Source organism: Arenimonas sp. (assembly GCF_019459675.1).
Classification (GTDB): domain Bacteria; phylum Pseudomonadota; class Gammaproteobacteria; order Xanthomonadales; family Xanthomonadaceae; genus Arenimonas.
In genome coordinates, this window is sequence record NZ_JAIBFH010000078.1 from 1 (window position 1) to 17,225 (window position 17,225).

The following is a 17,225-nucleotide window of genomic DNA, read 5'->3' on the forward strand; positions in this document are numbered from 1 at the left end:
CGAGGAAGCCGCCGCCGCGCTGACCTCGCTCGACACCGAGGGCGGCCGCACCACCGACCCGGTCCGCATGTACATGCGCGAGATGGGCTCGGTCGAACTGCTCACCCGCGAGGGCGAGATCGCCATCGCCAAGCGCATCGAGGCCGGCCGCGACGCGATGATCTCGGGTCTGTGCGAGAGCGCCCTGACCTTCGAGGCCATCATGGTGTGGCGCGACGAGCTGGCCAACAACCGCATCCTGCTGCGCGAGGTCATCGATCTGGACGCCACCTACGGCGTGCTGAACCCGTCGTCCCTGCCGCATAACCAGCCGCCCCAGCCGGTGCCGGGCTCGCCCGAGGCCAAGGAGGCGGCCGTCTCCCAGGAAGCGGAGGGGGACAAGGAGGAGGACGAGGAGGACGAGGACTTCGACGACGGCGGCGGGATGTCGATCTCGGCGCTGGAGGCGGAGCTGCGCGACGGGGTCATGGAGGTGCTGGACGCCATCGCGAGCGATTTCGGCGGCTTCCGCAAGCTGCAGGACCGGCTGGTCGAGACGCGGCTGAAGGGCGAGACCCTGAACGCCAAGGACCAGAAGGCCTATGACACCCTGACGGCGACCATCTCGGGCCGCCTGAAGACGATGAAGCTGAACAACAACCGCATCGAGGCCCTGGTCGAGCAGCTGTATGCGATCAACAAGCGGCTGATGGGCCTCGAGGGCCGGCTACTGCGCCTCGCCGACAGCTATGGCATCTCGCGCCCCGAGTTCCTCAAGGCCTATTTCAGCAAGGAGCTCGACCCCAACTGGGCCGACAACGTCAAGGCCATGGGCGTCCGCTGGACCAAGTTCAGCGACAATGAACAGGCCCAGATCGCCCAGATCCGCGGCGACGTCGCCGCCGTGGCGACCGAGGCCGGCCTGCCGATCGACGACTATCGCCGCATCGTCCAGACGGTGCAGAAGGGCGAGCGCGAGGCCCGTCAGGCCAAGAAGGAAATGGTCGAGGCCAACCTGCGCCTGGTGATTTCCATCGCCAAGAAGTACACCAACCGCGGCCTGCAGTTCCTCGACCTGATCCAGGAAGGCAACATCGGCCTGATGACGGCCGTGGACAAGTTTGAATACCGCCGCGGCTACAAGTTCTCCACGTACGCCACGTGGTGGATCCGCCAGGCCATCACCCGATCGATCGCCGACCAGGCGCGCACCATCCGCATCCCGGTGCACATGATCGAAACCATCAACAAGCTCAACCGCATCTCGCGCCAGATGCTGCAGGAAATGGGCCGCGAGCCCACGCCCGAAGAGCTGGCGAAGAAAATGGAGATGCCCGAGGACAAGATCCGCAAGGTGCTCAAGATCGCCAAGGAACCCATTTCGATGGAGACCCCGATCGGCGACGACGAAGACAGCCACCTGGGCGACTTCATCGAGGACACCAGCATCGAGTCCCCGATCGAGGCCACCACCAACCTGGGCCTGATGGAAACCGTGCGCGACGTGCTGGCCGGCCTGACGCCGCGCGAGGCCAAGGTGCTGCGCATGCGCTTCGGCATCGACATGAACACGGACCACACGCTGGAAGAAGTCGGCAAGCAGTTCGACGTCACCCGCGAGCGAATCCGCCAGATCGAAGCCAAGGCCTTGCGCAAGCTGCGCCACCCGACCCGTTCGGAGCAGCTGCGCAGCTTCCTCGACCTCGAGTAAGCTTCCGGCAGCGTTTACCTCTTGGGGCCCCGCCAGTGCGGGGCCCCATTTTTTGGAGCGACGGGCATGGCAACGGGCGCAAGTACGGCAAGCGGCAACAAACTCACGCGCTGGATCCTGGCGGCCCTGGTGCTGGGCATCGTGGTGGGCACCACCCTCAACTACACCGTCGAAGACACCACCGCCCTGGTCGGCAACCTGGGCCTGGTCACCACCACCTTCCTGCGCCTGATCAAGATGATCATCGGCCCGCTGGTGTTCGCCACCCTGGCGGTGGGCATCGCCAAGATGGGCGACCTGGGCACGGTGGGCCGCATCGGCCTGAAGTCGATGGTGTGGTTCATGGGTGCCTCGCTGGTGTCGCTGAGCCTGGGCCTGGTGCTGGTCAACCTGCTGCAGCCGGGCGTGAACCTGGGCATCGAGCTGCCCGACGTGGCCGCCAGCTCCGGCGTCGTCGCCACCGGCCTGAGCCTGCAGGAGTTCGTCACCCACCTGGTGCCGACCAGCATCGCCGATGCGATGGCGCGCAACGAGATCCTGCAGATCGTGGTGTTTTCGGTGTTCTTCGGCGTGGCCTGCGCCGGCGTGGGCGACAAGGCCAAGGTGCTGGTGGATGCACTGGAAGGCCTGTCGTACGTGATGCTGAAGGTGACGATGCTGGTGATGTGGGCCGCTCCCTTCGCCGTGTTCGCGGCGGTGACGGCCGCGATCGCCAAGAGCGGGCTGGGCGTGCTGGCGGTGTACGGCAAGTTCATGGGCCAGTTCTACCTGGGCATCGGCATCCTTTGGGTGCTGCTTTTCCTCGCGGCGTGGGCGGTGCTGGGCAGGCGCGCGGTGGCGCTGTTCAAGGCGGTGCGCGAGCCGACACTGCTGGCCTTCGCCACCGCGTCGTCGGAAGCGGCCTACCCGCGCACGCTGGCGCAGCTGGAGAAGTTCGGCTGCAGCAACCGCGTGGCCTCGTTCGTTCTGCCGCTGGGCTATTCGTTCAACCTCGACGGCTCGATGATGTACTGCACCTTCGCGGTGATCTTCATCGCCCAGGCCTACGGCATCGACCTGACGTTGGGCCAGGAAATCGCCATGCTGCTGGTGCTGATGGTCACGTCCAAAGGCATCGCCGGCGTGCCGCGCGCTTCCCTGGTGGTGATCGCGGCCACGCTGGCGCAGTTCAACCTGCCCGAGGCCGGGCTGCTGCTGTTGCTGGGCATCGACCACTTCCTGGACATGGCCCGCTCGGCCACCAACGTCATCGGCAACAGCGTGGCCACCGCCGTGGTGTCGAAGTGGGAGGGGCAGCTGCGCGCCGAGGGCGAACCCGTGCCCGAGGAGCTGGCGCATGCCATAGAGCCGATCACCTCGCCGGACCTTCGCACTTAGCGCGGAACTGGCCAATGCCTACCCGGACGTGGTCTTGCGGCTGGCGTATTACAACGCCTCCGCCCTATGATGTCGGCGACGTACAGGGCCTATAGCTCAATGGTTAGAGCAGGGGACTCATCGAAAGGTGCCGCCGCTCCGTAAGGGGCGGACGGGAACGGGATGAATTCAGGGAAGCCTCAGCGGTTCGGCCGGTGGTAACCCTGAGCCAAGCCGGCGGTACACCGCCGGAAGGTGCAGAGACTACCTGAGGGCTACAGCGCCCTTGATCACAGGCTCGAGCGTCCCGCACCCCACCCGCGCACGCGGAGGGTGAAGAGATAGTCCGCGCCGGGGGGAAATCCCCGGGATACGCGAATCCCTTGGTTCCAGGTTCGAGTCCTGGTGGGCCCACCACATTGGCATCCGAGGATGTCCCGGACTGTCCCGAGAGGCGGCCAGAACCGCTTAAAATGGCCGGTAGGGCATCCGGTCGTGTCCGATGGTGTCCTATTGCATCCAGCCAGAATGTGAGTAAGGTGGTGAGTACGGGGCCGGTCGCCCCTCCCCGCTACTCACTGTGGCCCTGCCCCTATGCTCACCGACACCAAGCTCCGTGCGCTCAAGCCCCGGGAGTCCATCTATCGGGTGGCGGATGCCAACGGCTTGGCGATTGAGGTCCGTCCCAGTGGAGCGAAGCTCTGGCGCTACCGCTACCGCTACGCCGGCAAGGCGAGCATGGCGTCCTTGGGCGAGTACCCGGCGGTAAGCCTGTCCGAGGCCCGTTCCCAGCGTGACCGCATGCGAGCGCTGCTCCGCGGTGGCGCCAATCCCGTCCAGGTAGTCCGCGCCGAGCGCACCGCAATGCTGGAGGAGGCCGGCAACACGTTCGCGTTTGTCGCCAAGGAGTTGTTGGCGAAACGGACTAGCGAGGGGTTGAGTCCTGGGTCGGCCAGACGGGAGTTGCGGCAGATCGAGAAGGATCTGGCGTCGATTGGGTCGCGCCCGGTGGGCGACATCACCGCCAAGGAACTCCTGGCCGCCCTTAGGAAGCTGGAAAAGCGCGGGATCAAGGAGACGGCGCATCGGGCTCGCTCTCTGGCCGGGCGAGTGTTCCGCTACGCCATCGCGACGGGCAGGGCAGCCAACAACCCGGCCGTGGACCTAACCGGCGCGCTGGAACAGCCCCAAAGCCGCCACTTCGCCAGCATTACCGACCCCGCGAAGATCGGGGACCTAATGCGAGCCCTGCATGGCTACTCAGGCTCAGCCGTGACCCAAGCCGCCCTCAAGCTGGCGCCATTGGTCTTTGTGCGCCCTGGTGAACTGCGGAAGGCGCAATGGGCAGACATCGACCTAGAAGGTGCTGAGTGGCGCTTCACCGCCAGCAAGACAGGCACTCCGCATATCGTCCCTCTCTCAGTCCAGGCCGTGGACGTGCTGACCGAGCTTTACCCGTTGACCGGCCGCCGCGAATACGTGTTCCCCAGCGTGCGTGGAGCCAGCCGCCCGATGAGCGAGAACACGGTCAACGCAGCGCTGCGAAACCTGGGCTTTGACCGAGAAATGATCACGGGACACGGCTTTCGGGCGATGGCCCGAACGATCCTGGACGAAGTGTTGGGATTCCGGCCCGACTTCATTGAGCACCAGCTTGCGCATGCCGTTCGGGACCCGATGGGCCGGGCATACAACCGAACTGCGCATATGCCCGAACGCAAGAAGATGATGCAGGCGTGGGCCGACTACTTAGACAGCCTGCGCACCGGAGGGAACGTCGTTCCCATCCGCGCCCGATCCGGCTAACGCCGGTAATCGGCCCGCGCGGATGCTAGTGACACCCGCGCGGGCCTTCCACAACCGCTCCCTTGGAGAACGACCATGGCAAGTGAAGTATCCACCGAAGACCCGCAAAAACGCACCCTCGAGCTCCGGACGCCGCCCAAAGGGGCGTCCATCTCCGTGCTCGGCCTGATCCCACAGCCCGGCGAGTGGGTCGTGGCTTACAGCGTCATGCGGTTGGGCTGCAAAGGCGACAGTGCCACGATCGCCGACGTTTGCACCCTCAGCGACCTCACGGGGCCGCAGCGCAAAAAAGCTGACAACTGGATGGGCCAGCTCGGCCGCCTGATCGGCGCGTCCAATCCGGCCGCGTAGTTCGAAAACTGCGCCGCCCGTCAGGTGTAGGAGCCTGGCGGGCGACGTCTTCCACAGCCGTTCAATAGGAGAACGACGATGGCAACACAAAGTGTAACTCTCGATTGCAGCGCCCTCAGCATGAAGCTCTGCCATGCAAAGGCAATTGCCGACCTTCTGGGCTCTAGTGCGGGCGCGGACGCCTTGCTTGACGGCACCGTGGAGAATGCAGGGGACGCTCTCTGCACGCTTCTTGACGAGATCAGCGAAATGATCCGCCCCGAGCCTGTTGCGTTGTCGCTCGCCACTATTCGCCAGAAGGAATCGCAAGCATGACCCTTCAAACTGAAGCTTCGACCCCCAGCATTTCCGACCTCCTCAGTAAGGTGGCGAAACTCGAGCGCGACAATCTACAGGCCTTCAATGGCTATGACGCGAGCATGTTCCGCTCTTGGGCCGCCGCCGTAGCGGACATGATCGCCTGCGGCCCCCAGAACGCTGCTCCTGAGTCCATCCCTGAGACGTTTGGCCTGATCTACCAACTGATCAAAGCAGCTGATGAGTTGGACGACAAGGAACGAGACGAGATGCGCCAGCGCAAGGCGGCCTAGTCATGACCGCCACTATTCTTCAGTTCCCAACTGCTCAAGTCATCCGCACACCTAGCTCGGAGGATGATAGCGAAATCAGCCGCACCCTTGACCGATTCGCATTGCGGAAGGAACTGATCAGGCGGGGTGAGCCGAGCGAATCGATCGAGAGCACGATGGAAGTGTTTGGTGGGGCTCCTCCCCACATCCGGGCCCACTATCTCCAAGCCGTCAGGGAGGGAAAAGCATGAGCGCACAACTGATCCCGTTCCCCGGTGCTGGGAAAGACTGGACCGACCTCGACCACCACGTTTTCAAACACTTCAGAAGCTGCGACGGCCTCTCAGTCGACGAGGCCCGTGGCAGAGTTGAGGCCAGTATCCACTCGCGTCGAATTGTACCGGGCGAGGATGAATCTGCGCGGCTTCTGAGGATGGCGGGGGAATCGCTTCGCCAGTTGAAAAAGCTCACGCCATAACAGTTCAAACCGCGCCTAGGCTGATCCCCGAACACCGGGCACCTTCCCCGGCTGGCGCGGCTCTCATTGAAGGGCGCAGAGGTGCGCGCATGGGCATGGAACCCCTCTCTCAAATTGATCTGGACAACTCAGACGAGGAACTTGGTCGCTGGCTGGCCGTGACCTGGTTGGGGTATCAGGCCGAAAAGGCGGGCATACCGATAGACCAGATTCCGGAGGATTGGGCCGCATCTGTTGTTGAGGCCTCCTCACAGATCGACTCGGAAAACATGAAGAACGCTGGCCTCGAGTCCGCATTCCGAAAAGCATTTTCCGGCGAATACGAGTCGGCAGGAAGAATGTTGCGCTCCTATGTCCTCGCTGGTGCCCACACGCAGGTTCTGGAGAAGTATGCCGAGCGCGGCATCGCCCAGACGATCGGGGGACGCAAGGGCGCAGAGAAGAGCAAAGCCGCCCGCCGCGGCGCTGAGTCGAAGCGGGCCGCGATCCTGGACGCGGCTCGGAACTACACGGGGCCCGAGGCAGCAAAGGTTCGGACCATTGCTAGGAAGACCGGGGCGACCGCGCAGTACATCCGCAAGGTGCTGGGTGACAAGCCGGCCTGAGGCGCTGCAGAAATAGGAAACTGTGGCTCCTACAGTTTCTTTGGTCGCCCCGACGATTGTCCAAGGCCGCGCAATCCAGCGCGGAGGAGGACGATTAGATGCGTACCGCTGCAACCATCCCTGAAACCGGCTTTCTTCGTCTTCGCGACATCATCGGCCGGGCTCCCACCGGGAACGACCCGGGCACACCGGCGATCATCCCCGTCAGCGCCTCGACCTGGTGGGCTGGTGTGAAGGCTGGGCGGTATCCCCAGCCAACCCGTGCGCTCGGAGCTCGCATTACTGCCTGGCGAGCGGAGGACATCCGCGCCCTTATCGAGGCGAACTCGCCCAAGGCAGTCGCATGAGGGCCACGCATAAAAAACCCCTCGACGCTGGCGGGCGTCGAAGGGTCGACAAAGGCCTGCTCAGCCATTGCGTGCTTCATCTTAGCGCTGCATGGGTGTCGTTCGCTAGCAGGGCTATTGCCTGCGCAAAGGCATGGGTGGTTCGCCATCCCGCCCGCTGGCCGGGAGGTGCTGCTTGAACGCCGCAGCGAGGCTCCAGGCGGCGCTGTACGCGCCCACCTCCACAGAGCTCACCCAACCGCTGCCCGCGATCGCTGACGTGGTCCAGGAGCGTCTGGAGGCGATCTACGAAGCTCCGATGGTCACTGACGTTGACGCATTACTTCGTGAGCTTGGCGGGCTCACGGCCATGCTAATGCGCCTCCGCCTCGCTCTGGTGCGTGAGGACGAGGGCAGGCGGGCGGCCCACGACCATGCGGCCGGCGGTCCGGACGCCGCATGAGCCTCGCCCCCGCGTATCACGTCGGAAGCGTTACGGCCCAAGCTTTGCTCGACAGGCTGGAACTTGTACGCACCAGCGGAAAGGGGTGGACGGCCCGCTGCCCGGCGCACAAGGACCAGGGGCCGTCCCTGAGCGTGTCGGAAGTGTCGGACCGCGTCCTGGTCCATTGCTTCGCCGGGTGTACGGCAGGTGATGTCCTGGCGGCGGTGGGCCTGACCTGGTCCGACCTGTTCCCGCCCCGCCATTGGGTCGACGGGAAGGAGCAGCGGCTGCAGGCCCAGCGTTCCATTCGAGAGGTATCCCGTGATGCCGCCCTCGACCTCCTGGCGCTCGAATCGAAGATCACCCTGATCGCCGCTCAGCAGATCGCCGGCGGCCAGGCCTTGTCCGCAGAGGACGAAGGCCGGCTCGCGATTGCGATCGAGCGGATCGACCTGGCGGCCAACACTCTCCTTGAGCACCGCGCTCGCCCCATGGATCAGCGCGAAGAGTCACGCCTGCGGATCAAGCTGGCCCGCGCGGTCCTGCGTGGCCTCCCTGAAGCGGAGGCCTTGCCGCGATGACCATTGAAGAACAGGCAAAGGCGGCTCTGCAGGCGCTCGTCCCGATCGACCTGGCCAACATCGCCACCGCGGCCGTGCCCGCCCCCCCATTCACCATCGAGGGACTCGTACCCACGCGGGTGGTGACGCTGCTCGGGGGCCACGGCGGGGCCGGCAAATCCATCCTGGCGCTCACCCTCGCGGCCCACCACGCCGCGGGCGCCATGACCTGGGCCGGGCACCGGTTCCAAGACGGCCCAGCACTCTTCGTGAGCCTGGAAGACCCCGGCGAGGTGGTGCGCTACCGCCTCAAGAACATCATCCAGGCGTACGGGCTGGACGCCGACAAGGTGAGCCGGCGTCTCAGGGCCGTGGATGGCACGGCGGGGGATGGCGTGATCGCTCAAGAGTTCAGTGACATGGGCATGCGGCGCTTGGTCTTTACCTCGGTACTGCAGGAGATCCGGGCGCACGCTGCCGGATGCCGCCTGATCGTGATCGACAACGCCTCGGACGCCTACGACGGCAACGAGAACGACCGTCGCTTGGTGCGCGCATTCATGCGCGGCTTGGGCGACGTGGCCCGCGAGCACGATGCCGGCGTGCTCCTGCTCGCGCACATCGACAAACAGGCGGCCCGGTTTGGCGGTAACGGCAACACGTTCTCGGGTAGTACCGCCTGGCACAACTCCGCACGATCCCGGTTGGCGCTAATCGATGACAACGGCGCAATCACCCTGACTCCGGAGAAACTGAACCTGGGACGCAAGGCCGACCCTATCCCTCTCACGTGGACCGAGAACGGCGTCTTAGTGCCGGCGCAGGCTCGGGAAGGGCAGGCGGCTCTGGACGACGCCAGCGCGCTTCTAGGGGCCTTGCAGGCGGCTTCCGAGGGAGGAGTGGAAATCGGTGTCGCGCGGACAGGCCCGACCAACACCCACAGCGTCCTTTCCACGTTCCATGAGCTCCCCGACCGACTCAAGGGGCCGCGCGGTCGGTCCGCCTTCTGGAATGCGCTGGGGCAACTCACCGCCTCGGGTCGGGTCCGGACCATCGAGATCAGGACGGCATCCCGGAACCTGCGGAAGGTGCTGGCGATTACGCCAGGCATGGAACCCACGCAGCCAGATCGTGCGTGCGTTAGTTCCCCACACCCCTATGCGCTTAGAGCAGCGCATGAGGGTGCGGATGTTTGTGGGGGTTCGCGTGAGTTGCCTCCCTTCAAACCCACGCAAACCCACGCAGCCGCCTACCGCGCCAGGAAGGAAGGCTGATGACTGCCCTCCCGACTGCCGACCCTAACGCTGACCGGGACGCCCAGATCGCCATCGCTTTCGATCCGGAGTACGGCGAGGACCTTGGCGAGCCAGACCTTGGCCACGATGACCCGGCGCTCTACGACCAGATCATCCAATTGCCTCCTCCGATCCTGGGCGGCGCCGAACGGTTGCTCTGGCAGCGGTGCGAGTCCCGGCGGGTGCTGGGGCTGCCGCCCGCCTCACGCCCGGAGCTGCTGATTCGATCTGTACGCAACGCCGTAATCGTCTCGGGCCTGGGCAAGAAGGTCTCCTCCGGTGCCATCGTCATCGGGACCATTCTCGCGGCTGCGCAATCGGAAGGGTTGAAGCCGAGGACGCCCTTGCGCGGTATCGCCAAGGACTTGGGTATGCGCTACGCGACCCTGCTGACCGTTCGGCGCATTGCGTTGGCCCAGATTGGACGGCTCGGCATTCGACTTGGGATTTCCATCGAGTAGGGCCAAGAAATCGGGAACCTATGATGTTTGTTGAGAGTAGCCAACACGCAGGAGTCGCAATGAATAGCCTTTTTGAAGAGTTCCTTTCCGAGCTCGACGCGTTGCAGGCGGAGGCCAACGCAGCCGAATCAGAAGCCGCGGCCAAGGCCGCTGCCGTCAACGGGGGAGAGAACTGATGGCTTTTTTTGACGTGAACCAGGCGATCGACAAACCGAACATGTTGGCTTCCCTGCAACAGGGCTACCAATTCGGAACACAGCAGCGCCTGCAGCGCGAGCAGGAAGGCCGCGAGAATCAGCTGCGCACACTGGCCCCGAAGGTCATCGACGGCGACCCGGACGCCTATAACCAGGCTGCGGCCATCGACCCGCGCGCCGCACAAGGCTACCAAGAGGCGGGCGATGTGCAGTTGCGCCGCCTGCAGGGCTTTTACCGCTACGTCGAAGAGGCTCGCGCCAGCGGCAACCCGGCGCGCGTGAGCGCCGCACTTCGGGCCGGCGCACCATTCCTGGCGAAACTCGTTCCCGGCAAGGCGCCGCCCACCGAATGGACTCCAGACCTGGACGAAGGCTGGGCGCAGCTGGGCGCGAAGCTGTCCATGCTTCCCGGCGAACAGGGCCGCGACGGCAAGGTAGTTGGCAATTCGCTCATCGACCCGCAGACGGGCCGGGTGATCTACCAGGGCCCCGAGGTGCCCGTGAATGCACAACTGGTCGACATCCCCGATGGCCGCGGGGGTGCACAGAAAATGATGTTCGACCCGCGCACCCGCCAGGTGATGCCGCTACCGGCGCCCAGCAACGGACAGCCGATGCCGGCCAGCACGACGCTACCGGCTTCCAATGGCCAGACCTCGGCCGGGACGGGCCCGCTGCAGGAGCCCAGCATTGAGCAGGCGATCGCCCGGCTTGAGCAGACAGAGGGCCCGCTGCCCGAGAACGTCAAGGCGCAGCTGCGGCAGCAGATGGCTTCGGGAAACGGCGACTTCACGGTGGCAAACCCGGGGCTGGGCGGTAACCAGACCGCCCAGTCGAATCTTCCCCAGCAGCCGTCATCCAGCCAGTTTGGCTACACGCCGCCCAAGGGGCCGCCGGTCCCGAGCGGCTATCAGATGGCCCCGGATGGCTCGCGGCTGATTCCGATGCCCGGCGGCCCCGCTGACAAGCCCGACGGAGGCCTGGTCGTCACGCTCACGCCCGCAGAGGTGAACCAGGCTGGCTTCCCCGCGGGGTCCGTTGTTCAGCGCAAGCCGGACGGCACGCTGGTCAAGACCTTCAGCCCGACCGAACGGGACGCCAACGGCGGCCGGGCACTGCCCGCCAACGTCGTGAACGATCTCAGCAAGGACGCCGAGAAGCTCACCACGATCACCGACCTCGTAGGCAGCTTCAAGCCCGAGTTCGCGGGCAACGTGGCCGGAGGAACCTTGGAAAACATGGCCGGTCGCCTTGGCGGCGAGCGGCTGGGCCTTGCCACGCAGGGGCAGGCCGATTGGTGGCAGCAGTACGACCGACTCAAGAACGTGGTGCGCAACGAGCTGTTCGGCGCGGCGCTGACCGCCACCGAGCAAGCCGCGTTCGAGGCCGCCGACATTACCCCCAACATGGACCCGACCATCGTGGCCAACAACCTGGGTAAGCAGGGCGAGATAGTGCGCCGCGCGCTCGACCGCAAGGCCTCGGTCTGGAAGTCGCAGGGCTACAACCCCGATGCCGTCATCAACGCCACCACGGTCCGGGATGGCAGCAGAACTCCGCAGGATCTATCCGATGATGAACTGCTCAGGGAGCTTGGACTCTGATGGCTGAGAAACTCGACGTGCTGATTGAGGCGGAACGCAGGGGCATCCTTCCTGACTCAAAGCGTGAGGTGCTGGCCGAGGCCCGCCGTCGGGGTTTGGTTTCGCTGGCACCGGTTCCATTGGACCCACTTCGGGCCCCGGATCCCGGGATGCAGACCGACGATCGAACCCAGTGGCAGATGCTTGGGGGGGATCTGAGCAATGCCGGAAAGGGGTTGTATCGGGGGCTGGAAGCCACGGCACAGGGCGGTGCGCAGCTGGCAATGCGCGCACCCCATTTGCGCGCTGGGGAGTTTGCAAGCGAGCTGACTGGGGTGCCGAACTACACGGCCATGGTCCGCCAGTCCGTAGATGACCAAGCCAAGGCTTCGGCGGATGCATTCGCCAACTCGGAAGCGGGGCAAAGCCTGGCGGGCAACGTCGGGCAGTTCACGGGCGAGGTGCTAGCCACGGCGCCGCTTGCTGTTGCGTCTTTGCCTGCGAAGGGCGCTTCACTGCCTGGATACCTCAGGAGTGCATTCGTTGGTGGTGCCACCGGCGCAGGGGTGCAGCCCGTTACAGAGGGTGATTTCGGACCTGCCAAGTTCAACCAGGTGCTCATTGGTGGAACCGCCGGAGCCGGAACTGCCGGGTTGTTGCGTGGGGGCATGGCGACTCTTGAACGACTTGGGTACGCGCCAAACGCGCTGGCTCAGGTAGCCAACGCGGCGAACCGCGGAGCCAACCGATCGGGCTATGCGCAGGCAGGCGAAGAGCTGGCCGAGCGCACCGGTGTTCGCATGACGCCAGGCCAAGTCTCGGGGTCTCGCGTCCAGACCGCCCTTGAGAACATGAGCCGGCAGTCCGTCTTCTCGTCAGACATCGCCATGCAGGCCGATGAGAAAATCGCCGAAGACGCGGTGAGGTTCATCAATCGAGCCATGGACGGCTTGGTCCCGACCCCTGCCGGCACCGCCCAAGTGGGTGAGCGAATCCAGCTTGCGGCAAAGACGTCGGTTGCGCGGATTCTCAAGCGTCGGGAAGAAGTCGCCGGCCAGCAGTTCGGACCGATTGAGCGCGTGCTGGGCGACCGTCAGTTCGTGGACTACAGCAGCACGCGGACGACCCTCGATGACCTCATCGACGAATACAGCAGCGTGGCGACGCCCGAGGCCGATCGCATCGTGGCCCAAGCCAAGGCCATGCGGGGGCGGCTCACGGGCCAGCACACGCTCGGCCAGTTCCAGCGCCAGCGCAGTTACTTCGGCAGGGCCAGCCAGGGGCAGGGGACAGTATTCGATGACATCGACCGCACCGTGAACCAGCGCGTGGCTAAGAGGCTATATGCGGCCATGTCGGACGACCTGGACACCTCCGCTTCACGACTGGCCGGAAACGCTGGGGCAGGCATCGTCCCCGCCAACTACTTCCAAGGCCAGGTGCAGGCCCCGGGAATTGCCGCGGCGCTTCGGGAGGCCAATGCCAACTACCGGCGCTACTCCCAGCTTGCAGATGGCCTGCGCGCACATCCAGTGGCGCGCCTGTTCGGCAAGGATGTCCAGGTCGACGGCGAGGACTGGTTCAACACCTTGGCTCCGGAGCAAGTCGTGACCCGGTTGGGCTCGATGGCGCCCACCGAGATCCGCATGGTTCGCCAGTACATGGAGGGCGCGGACCCCGAGGCTTGGCAGCAGTACAAGCGCCTGCTGGTTCAGAACGCCCTGGACGCCGCTCAGACACTTCCAGCGAGCGCGGGCCCCCGACAGGTCGCCTTCAACGCCGGGACGTTCCTGCGGACGCTGGGAGGCGACAAGCCGGCACGGCTGGCCCAGCTTCGGGAGCTGTATAGCGCGGAGGAGATGAGCCAGATCGACGACGCCTTCAAGGTCGCCCGGCGGCTCGGGGATCGGTTCGGTTCGAACCCGAGTGGCACCGGCCCGTACATGGAGGTCCAGAGCTTCCTGGCGTCGGTCAAACAGCGCAGCGTCGAAGCGCTGGCGTCCACAGGTGGAGAGGCGCTTGGCCTGAGGAAGATCGCGAACGTGATGCTCAATGCAGATGGCCGCAGGGCGCTCATCGAGCTGTCGAAGCTGCCACCCCAGTCACGGCAGGCTGCGTCCCTTGCTGGCTTCCTTGCGGGCGTTATAGCGGGCAAGCAGGCCGTCTATCCAGACGTACGCGACGGCCACCAGCGCCAGGATGGGAGTGGCGATCAGGGCCGGCAATAGCATGGCCGACGGCTCGGGCTTGGTAGCGATGATCGCCCCGCCCGCCATCACCATCCCCAGCCAGATCAGCCGTACCTTTGCCCAGTCCACCGAGGTCCCCATGTCCGCTTTCCCCAAGGGTAGGAGTAAGGCCGTCAAAGCTCAAATCAAGGCGGCGGACCCGAATCGGGTCGAGGTGAAGAAGCCGCTTCTCGTGGAGCTGAGGGAAGGCGAAGACATGCCGGCGGCTGCGGCCCGCCTGATGCTCAATCCAAACGTCGGGGCGGCGGTCACGACCGATGCCTACCGGCCCTTCGGTCTCGAGACACTTCCCCTCGGGCGCCTGATCGAGAATCTGGCGGGTCACTGCAGCGACGTAAGGTCTGGGGACCTGTCCCAAGCGGAGTCCATGCTGGTGTCGCAGGCTCACACCCTCGATGCGATCTTCAACCGGCTGGCCGTGCAAGCGTCATTGAACATGGGGCAGCACGTCGACGCCATGGACAAGTACCTGCGGCTGGCGCTCAAGGCCCAGGCACAGTCCCGGGCCACGCTAGAGACCTTGGCCAACATCAAGAACCCGCCGATCGTCTACGCCCGCCAGGCGAACTTCGCCAATGGCCCGCAGCAGGTGAACAACGGGGTGACGGCAGAGCCCGCGCATGCGGCAAAAACCGAAATCGGGCAGAACGAACTTTTGGAGGTTGGACATGAGCAACGGATGGACGCCCGAGCGCAAGGCGCGACAGGCCGAGGCGATCAAGAGGTGGCAGCCGTGGTCGCGGTCCACGGGGCCCAGGACGGCAAGCGGAAAGGCCGCGGCTAGCCGGAACGCTTGGAAGGGGGGAGCCCGGGCGATGTTGCGCGAGCTGTCCCGTCTACTGAGGGAACGCCCAAGCAGGTAGGCCGGTGCGTACGTTGCCGATCATGCCTTCGGAGGAGGCGGGCAGGGATAGGCAGCAACGAGTGCGTTGAGGAATCCAGTGCCCGCTGCGGCATGGCCTTGGTTGGGGTTGTCGCCCGCCCACTTCAGAAATACCCGTGCCATCTGGAGATTGGTCACGCCCGCCGGAACGCAAAGTGGGTCGTAATCGAGCGCCCAGGCATTCGCGTAATAACCATCCACAAAGCCGTTGACGTACAGGATGCAGGCGCCCTGATTCCCGTTGATGACCCCTGCCGAGCTGAGGCCGGCGCACATGGCCTCCAGCTTTTCGACCGTCAGGCTTTCTGCGCTCGCATCGGTTGTGATGCCACACATCACCAGCCCGACCACCAACACCTTCAGAAGCTTGTTATTCATCATTCACTCCGTCTCATTGCCGCTGTCTAGATCCCATCTCTGCCGCGGCACGGTGCCTGGGCAAGAGTCGTTAACCATTGGCGACTCTACTCGCACCCGACTCCATCGCCATCCCGATCCAAGTGCTTCCCGTATCCGGGATCGCCCCGCCTCACAGGCGCCGCCCCAGCCTGACGGGCCTCGGTGCAATTGGCGTATCGGGTAGTCGAGCTGGCTCTGGCCGGCCGTGCCCCGTACAAGGCCGCGGGCGGCGGTGCCGGCCGGGCGTCCGCCTTCTTGCCGTGGCAGTGGTAATCCCCGGTCGAACGGTTGGTGTGGCAACCCTCTGCGTTCGTCGCGCCCCTAGGGCTCAAGCTGGGAGCGCGGTTCAAGTAAGGGGGCCGAGGGATTGGCCGGAACGGGCCGCTAGATGCGTTGGCGCTATAAGCATCCGGGGCCCCCATGTCGAAAAAGGACTTCCTCCCGCTCCTGCCAGCCGGTTTTCACGCGCTCGACTGGGCGGGCTTGGAGGCGCTTTGCGTTGCCCCCTTTCCCACATCGTCGTCGCGTGGGGCGCTGGCCAGTCAGTTGCACGCGTTCCTAACGGAGCTAAGGGGCTACGGGCTTTCGGGGCAACTCTGGATCGATGGCTCATTCGTAACGGACAAGCCGGACCCCAGCGACATAGACCTTATCTGGGTGCCCGATCCCGGCTGTTTGCCTCAGTTTCTCGCCAACGCGGGGCGACTGGATCAGTTGTTCGGGACGACTCGGGGAGCCAAGGCAATTTTCCAATGTGATGCGTACTTCGTGGATCCTGCCGACACCAACAATCTAGCCTATTGGCGCGGGTTGTTCGGTTTTTGCCATGACGCGCAGACCCCGAAAGGGCTAATCTTGGCGACTCTATGAACAAGATCGCATGGCTGGAGCAGCAGATCGAGAAGGCCAGTGCGCTGGTGCCGCAAGGCAGCCTGGTGGCTGAGCCATCTACGCCGTTTGCAGGTCTCGCCGCTGAATCCATGCGCGCACACCTGGCAGAGCTGCAGCATGACCTCTATCTGGCCAAGGCTGAGCGCGCCAAGGAGCTCGTTACTCTTCGATTGATTGGTCCTCGCCTTAATGCGGGGGCCATCCCGCTTGTTCTTCTGTCCAGGCTTTCGGACCGCTTTAGCCGCGCGATGGAGGCGATTTCCTACAAGCTGCAGCACGGGATAGATGAGAAGCGGTCGTCTGGCGAGCTGCAAAGCATCTTGGATTTGAGACTAGCCGACGTGGTGGCTGGGTCAACGCAGTTGGTGATAACCGGAAATGTGACACCTGATCTGGTCGGGGATTCGCTCTTGGAATCCAGCCTAAAAGCAACTTTCCAGCTCCTGCATTCGGATGCGGCGGGGCTGGCCGCGAGTGCATTGAGCGTAGGGCCGAAAGCATCGCAGCAGGTTGGGAAGCTGTTGACGGAGCTTGAGGCAGAGAAGTGCAGCGTTGAGCTTGCTTGGACCGATCCCTCTGATGTGGAACATCGATGGACTGCATCTCCATATAGGGTGGCCGAACTAAGGTACAGACTCGCGCAGCTAGCGGAGGTTCCACCAGAGGTTCTGATGGTTTTCGCTGAGGTCGAGCTTCTAAGCGCCAGCGGACGGATTACCCTTCGAACAAGCGAGGGTGACAAGATCGCAGCCAAGTATCCGCGTGAATTGTATCCTGCCGTCCAAGAGCTACACCTTGGACAGAAATCAGAGTTCAAAGTGCTTCTGAACCGAATGCACAATCCAAACACCGAGCAAGACGTTCAAAGCTATACGCTGCTCAGCGTGGGGCGGGCACTTCCTCGAGTTGAGTGACGATCTCACTCCGTGAGCTAGCCGCGTGTGAGGCTCACCGCATGCCCATCTGCGGAACTCGCTATCGACTCAAGCTCCGAGTGATCGGCCACCCCGATCGGGTGCTGATCGCCCACGCTCTTTACCGGGAGGTCAGGGACCCAGACCCGGTTGGCGGGCCAGGACGC

The 17,225-nt window shown here is 64.4% G+C and carries 18 protein-coding genes; 16 read left to right on the forward strand and 2 right to left on the reverse strand.

Annotation, left to right across the window (positions count from 1 at the left end):
* The 14 genes from rpoD to K0M70_RS02960 form a co-directional block, all read left to right on the forward strand.
* On the forward strand, positions 1-1,690 hold a 1,690-nt coding region (rpoD, locus tag K0M70_RS02895; RefSeq protein WP_290779040.1), incomplete at its 5' end, for an RNA polymerase sigma factor RpoD.
* 66 nt (positions 1,691-1,756) lie between these two features.
* On the forward strand, positions 1,757-3,067 hold the full coding sequence (locus K0M70_RS02900) for a dicarboxylate/amino acid:cation symporter (protein ID WP_290779042.1): 1,311 nt from the start codon (positions 1,757-1,759) through the stop codon (positions 3,065-3,067).
* A gap of 573 nt (positions 3,068-3,640) precedes the next feature.
* Positions 3,641-4,852, forward strand: a complete 1,212-nt coding sequence (locus K0M70_RS02905; RefSeq protein ID WP_290779045.1) for an integrase arm-type DNA-binding domain-containing protein — start codon at positions 3,641-3,643, stop codon at positions 4,850-4,852.
* Positions 4,853-4,927: 75 nt separating this feature from the next.
* Positions 4,928-5,203, forward strand: coding sequence for a hypothetical protein (locus tag K0M70_RS02910; protein WP_290779048.1), 276 nt, complete (start codon positions 4,928-4,930; stop codon positions 5,201-5,203).
* Between the two features lie 78 nt (positions 5,204-5,281).
* Positions 5,282-5,518, forward strand: coding sequence for a hypothetical protein (locus K0M70_RS02915; protein WP_290779051.1), 237 nt, complete (start codon positions 5,282-5,284; stop codon positions 5,516-5,518).
* On the forward strand, positions 5,515-5,793 hold the full coding sequence (locus K0M70_RS02920) for a hypothetical protein (RefSeq protein WP_290779053.1): 279 nt from the start codon (positions 5,515-5,517) through the stop codon (positions 5,791-5,793). Before K0M70_RS02915 ends, K0M70_RS02920 begins: the two co-directional genes overlap by 4 nt.
* 226 nt (positions 5,794-6,019) lie before the next feature.
* Entirely contained in the window at positions 6,020-6,250 is a 231-nt protein-coding gene (locus K0M70_RS02925) for a hypothetical protein (protein ID WP_290779056.1), read from the forward strand.
* Between the two features lie 89 nt (positions 6,251-6,339).
* Positions 6,340-6,855, forward strand: a complete 516-nt coding sequence (locus tag K0M70_RS02930) for a hypothetical protein (RefSeq protein WP_290779058.1) — start codon at positions 6,340-6,342, stop codon at positions 6,853-6,855.
* Positions 6,856-7,640: 785 nt separating this feature from the next.
* The gene (locus K0M70_RS02935; RefSeq protein WP_290779060.1) at positions 7,641-8,207 is read left to right on the forward strand and encodes a CHC2 zinc finger domain-containing protein; all 567 of its coding nucleotides are present in this window, start codon (positions 7,641-7,643) and stop codon (positions 8,205-8,207) included.
* Positions 8,204-9,460 carry an AAA family ATPase gene (locus K0M70_RS02940; RefSeq protein WP_290779063.1) on the forward strand — a complete coding sequence of 419 codons (1,257 nt, stop codon included), beginning with the start codon at positions 8,204-8,206 and terminating at the stop codon, positions 9,458-9,460. The genes K0M70_RS02935 and K0M70_RS02940 overlap by 4 nt, the downstream gene beginning before the upstream one ends.
* Positions 9,460-9,942 carry a hypothetical protein gene (locus K0M70_RS02945; protein ID WP_290779066.1) on the forward strand — a complete coding sequence of 161 codons (483 nt, stop codon included), beginning with the start codon at positions 9,460-9,462 and terminating at the stop codon, positions 9,940-9,942. Before K0M70_RS02940 ends, K0M70_RS02945 begins: the two co-directional genes overlap by 1 nt.
* Before the next feature lie 175 nt (positions 9,943-10,117).
* Entirely contained in the window at positions 10,118-11,743 is a 1,626-nt protein-coding gene (locus K0M70_RS02950) for a hypothetical protein (RefSeq protein ID WP_290779069.1), read from the forward strand.
* A complete protein-coding gene (locus tag K0M70_RS02955) occupies positions 11,743-13,950 on the forward strand; it encodes a hypothetical protein (protein ID WP_290779072.1) in 2,208 nt (735 codons plus the stop codon). The genes K0M70_RS02950 and K0M70_RS02955 overlap by 1 nt, the downstream gene beginning before the upstream one ends.
* A gap of 1 nt (position 13,951) precedes the next feature.
* Complete coding sequence (locus K0M70_RS02960; RefSeq protein ID WP_290779075.1) at positions 13,952-14,755, forward strand: hypothetical protein; 804 nt, start codon at positions 13,952-13,954, stop codon at positions 14,753-14,755.
* Positions 14,756-14,854: 99 nt separating this feature from the next.
* Here K0M70_RS02960 and K0M70_RS02965 read toward each other — a convergent pair whose 3' ends face one another.
* Complete coding sequence (locus K0M70_RS02965; protein ID WP_290779078.1) at positions 14,855-15,232, reverse strand: Rap1a/Tai family immunity protein; 378 nt, start codon at positions 15,230-15,232, stop codon at positions 14,855-14,857.
* A gap of 86 nt (positions 15,233-15,318) precedes the next feature.
* Positions 15,319-15,675 carry an excalibur calcium-binding domain-containing protein gene (locus tag K0M70_RS02970; RefSeq protein WP_290779081.1) on the reverse strand — a complete coding sequence of 119 codons (357 nt, stop codon included), beginning with the start codon at positions 15,673-15,675 and terminating at the stop codon, positions 15,319-15,321.
* Between K0M70_RS02970 and K0M70_RS02975 the strand changes: the two genes are divergently transcribed.
* Positions 15,674-16,123, forward strand: a complete 450-nt coding sequence (locus K0M70_RS02975) for a hypothetical protein (protein WP_290779084.1) — start codon at positions 15,674-15,676, stop codon at positions 16,121-16,123. The genes K0M70_RS02970 and K0M70_RS02975 overlap by 2 nt on opposite strands.
* The gene (locus K0M70_RS02980) at positions 16,120-17,058 is read left to right on the forward strand and encodes a hypothetical protein (RefSeq protein ID WP_290779087.1); all 939 of its coding nucleotides are present in this window, start codon (positions 16,120-16,122) and stop codon (positions 17,056-17,058) included. Before K0M70_RS02975 ends, K0M70_RS02980 begins: the two co-directional genes overlap by 4 nt.
* Positions 17,059-17,225: the final 167 nt, after the last annotated feature.

What these genes read in the sequence shown, in the direction of transcription:
- K0M70_RS02925 (WP_290779056.1), top strand. Translation starts at nt 6,020, where the DNA reads ATGAGCGCACAACTGATCCCGTTCCCCGGTGCTGGGAAAGACTGGACC.
- K0M70_RS02915 (WP_290779051.1), top strand. Translation starts at nt 5,282, where the DNA reads ATGGCAACACAAAGTGTAACTCTCGATTGCAGCGCCCTCAGCATGAAG.
- K0M70_RS02940 (WP_290779063.1), top strand. Translation starts at nt 8,204, where the DNA reads ATGACCATTGAAGAACAGGCAAAGGCGGCTCTGCAGGCGCTCGTCCCG.
- K0M70_RS02905 (WP_290779045.1), top strand. Translation starts at nt 3,641, where the DNA reads ATGCTCACCGACACCAAGCTCCGTGCGCTCAAGCCCCGGGAGTCCATC.
- K0M70_RS02980 (WP_290779087.1), top strand. Translation starts at nt 16,120, where the DNA reads ATGAACAAGATCGCATGGCTGGAGCAGCAGATCGAGAAGGCCAGTGCG.
- K0M70_RS02935 (WP_290779060.1), top strand. Translation starts at nt 7,641, where the DNA reads ATGAGCCTCGCCCCCGCGTATCACGTCGGAAGCGTTACGGCCCAAGCT.
- K0M70_RS02930 (WP_290779058.1), top strand. Translation starts at nt 6,340, where the DNA reads ATGGGCATGGAACCCCTCTCTCAAATTGATCTGGACAACTCAGACGAG.
- K0M70_RS02945 (WP_290779066.1), top strand. Translation starts at nt 9,460, where the DNA reads ATGACTGCCCTCCCGACTGCCGACCCTAACGCTGACCGGGACGCCCAG.
- K0M70_RS02950 (WP_290779069.1), top strand. Translation starts at nt 10,118, where the DNA reads ATGGCTTTTTTTGACGTGAACCAGGCGATCGACAAACCGAACATGTTG.
- K0M70_RS02910 (WP_290779048.1), top strand. Translation starts at nt 4,928, where the DNA reads ATGGCAAGTGAAGTATCCACCGAAGACCCGCAAAAACGCACCCTCGAG.
- K0M70_RS02955 (WP_290779072.1), top strand. Translation starts at nt 11,743, where the DNA reads ATGGCTGAGAAACTCGACGTGCTGATTGAGGCGGAACGCAGGGGCATC.
- K0M70_RS02970 (WP_290779081.1), bottom strand. Translation starts at nt 15,675, where the DNA reads ATGGGGGCCCCGGATGCTTATAGCGCCAACGCATCTAGCGGCCCGTTC.
- K0M70_RS02965 (WP_290779078.1), bottom strand. Translation starts at nt 15,232, where the DNA reads ATGAATAACAAGCTTCTGAAGGTGTTGGTGGTCGGGCTGGTGATGTGT.
- K0M70_RS02920 (WP_290779053.1), top strand. Translation starts at nt 5,515, where the DNA reads ATGACCCTTCAAACTGAAGCTTCGACCCCCAGCATTTCCGACCTCCTC.
- K0M70_RS02975 (WP_290779084.1), top strand. Translation starts at nt 15,674, where the DNA reads ATGTCGAAAAAGGACTTCCTCCCGCTCCTGCCAGCCGGTTTTCACGCG.
- K0M70_RS02900 (WP_290779042.1), top strand. Translation starts at nt 1,757, where the DNA reads ATGGCAACGGGCGCAAGTACGGCAAGCGGCAACAAACTCACGCGCTGG.
- K0M70_RS02960 (WP_290779075.1), top strand. Translation starts at nt 13,952, where the DNA reads ATGGCCGACGGCTCGGGCTTGGTAGCGATGATCGCCCCGCCCGCCATC.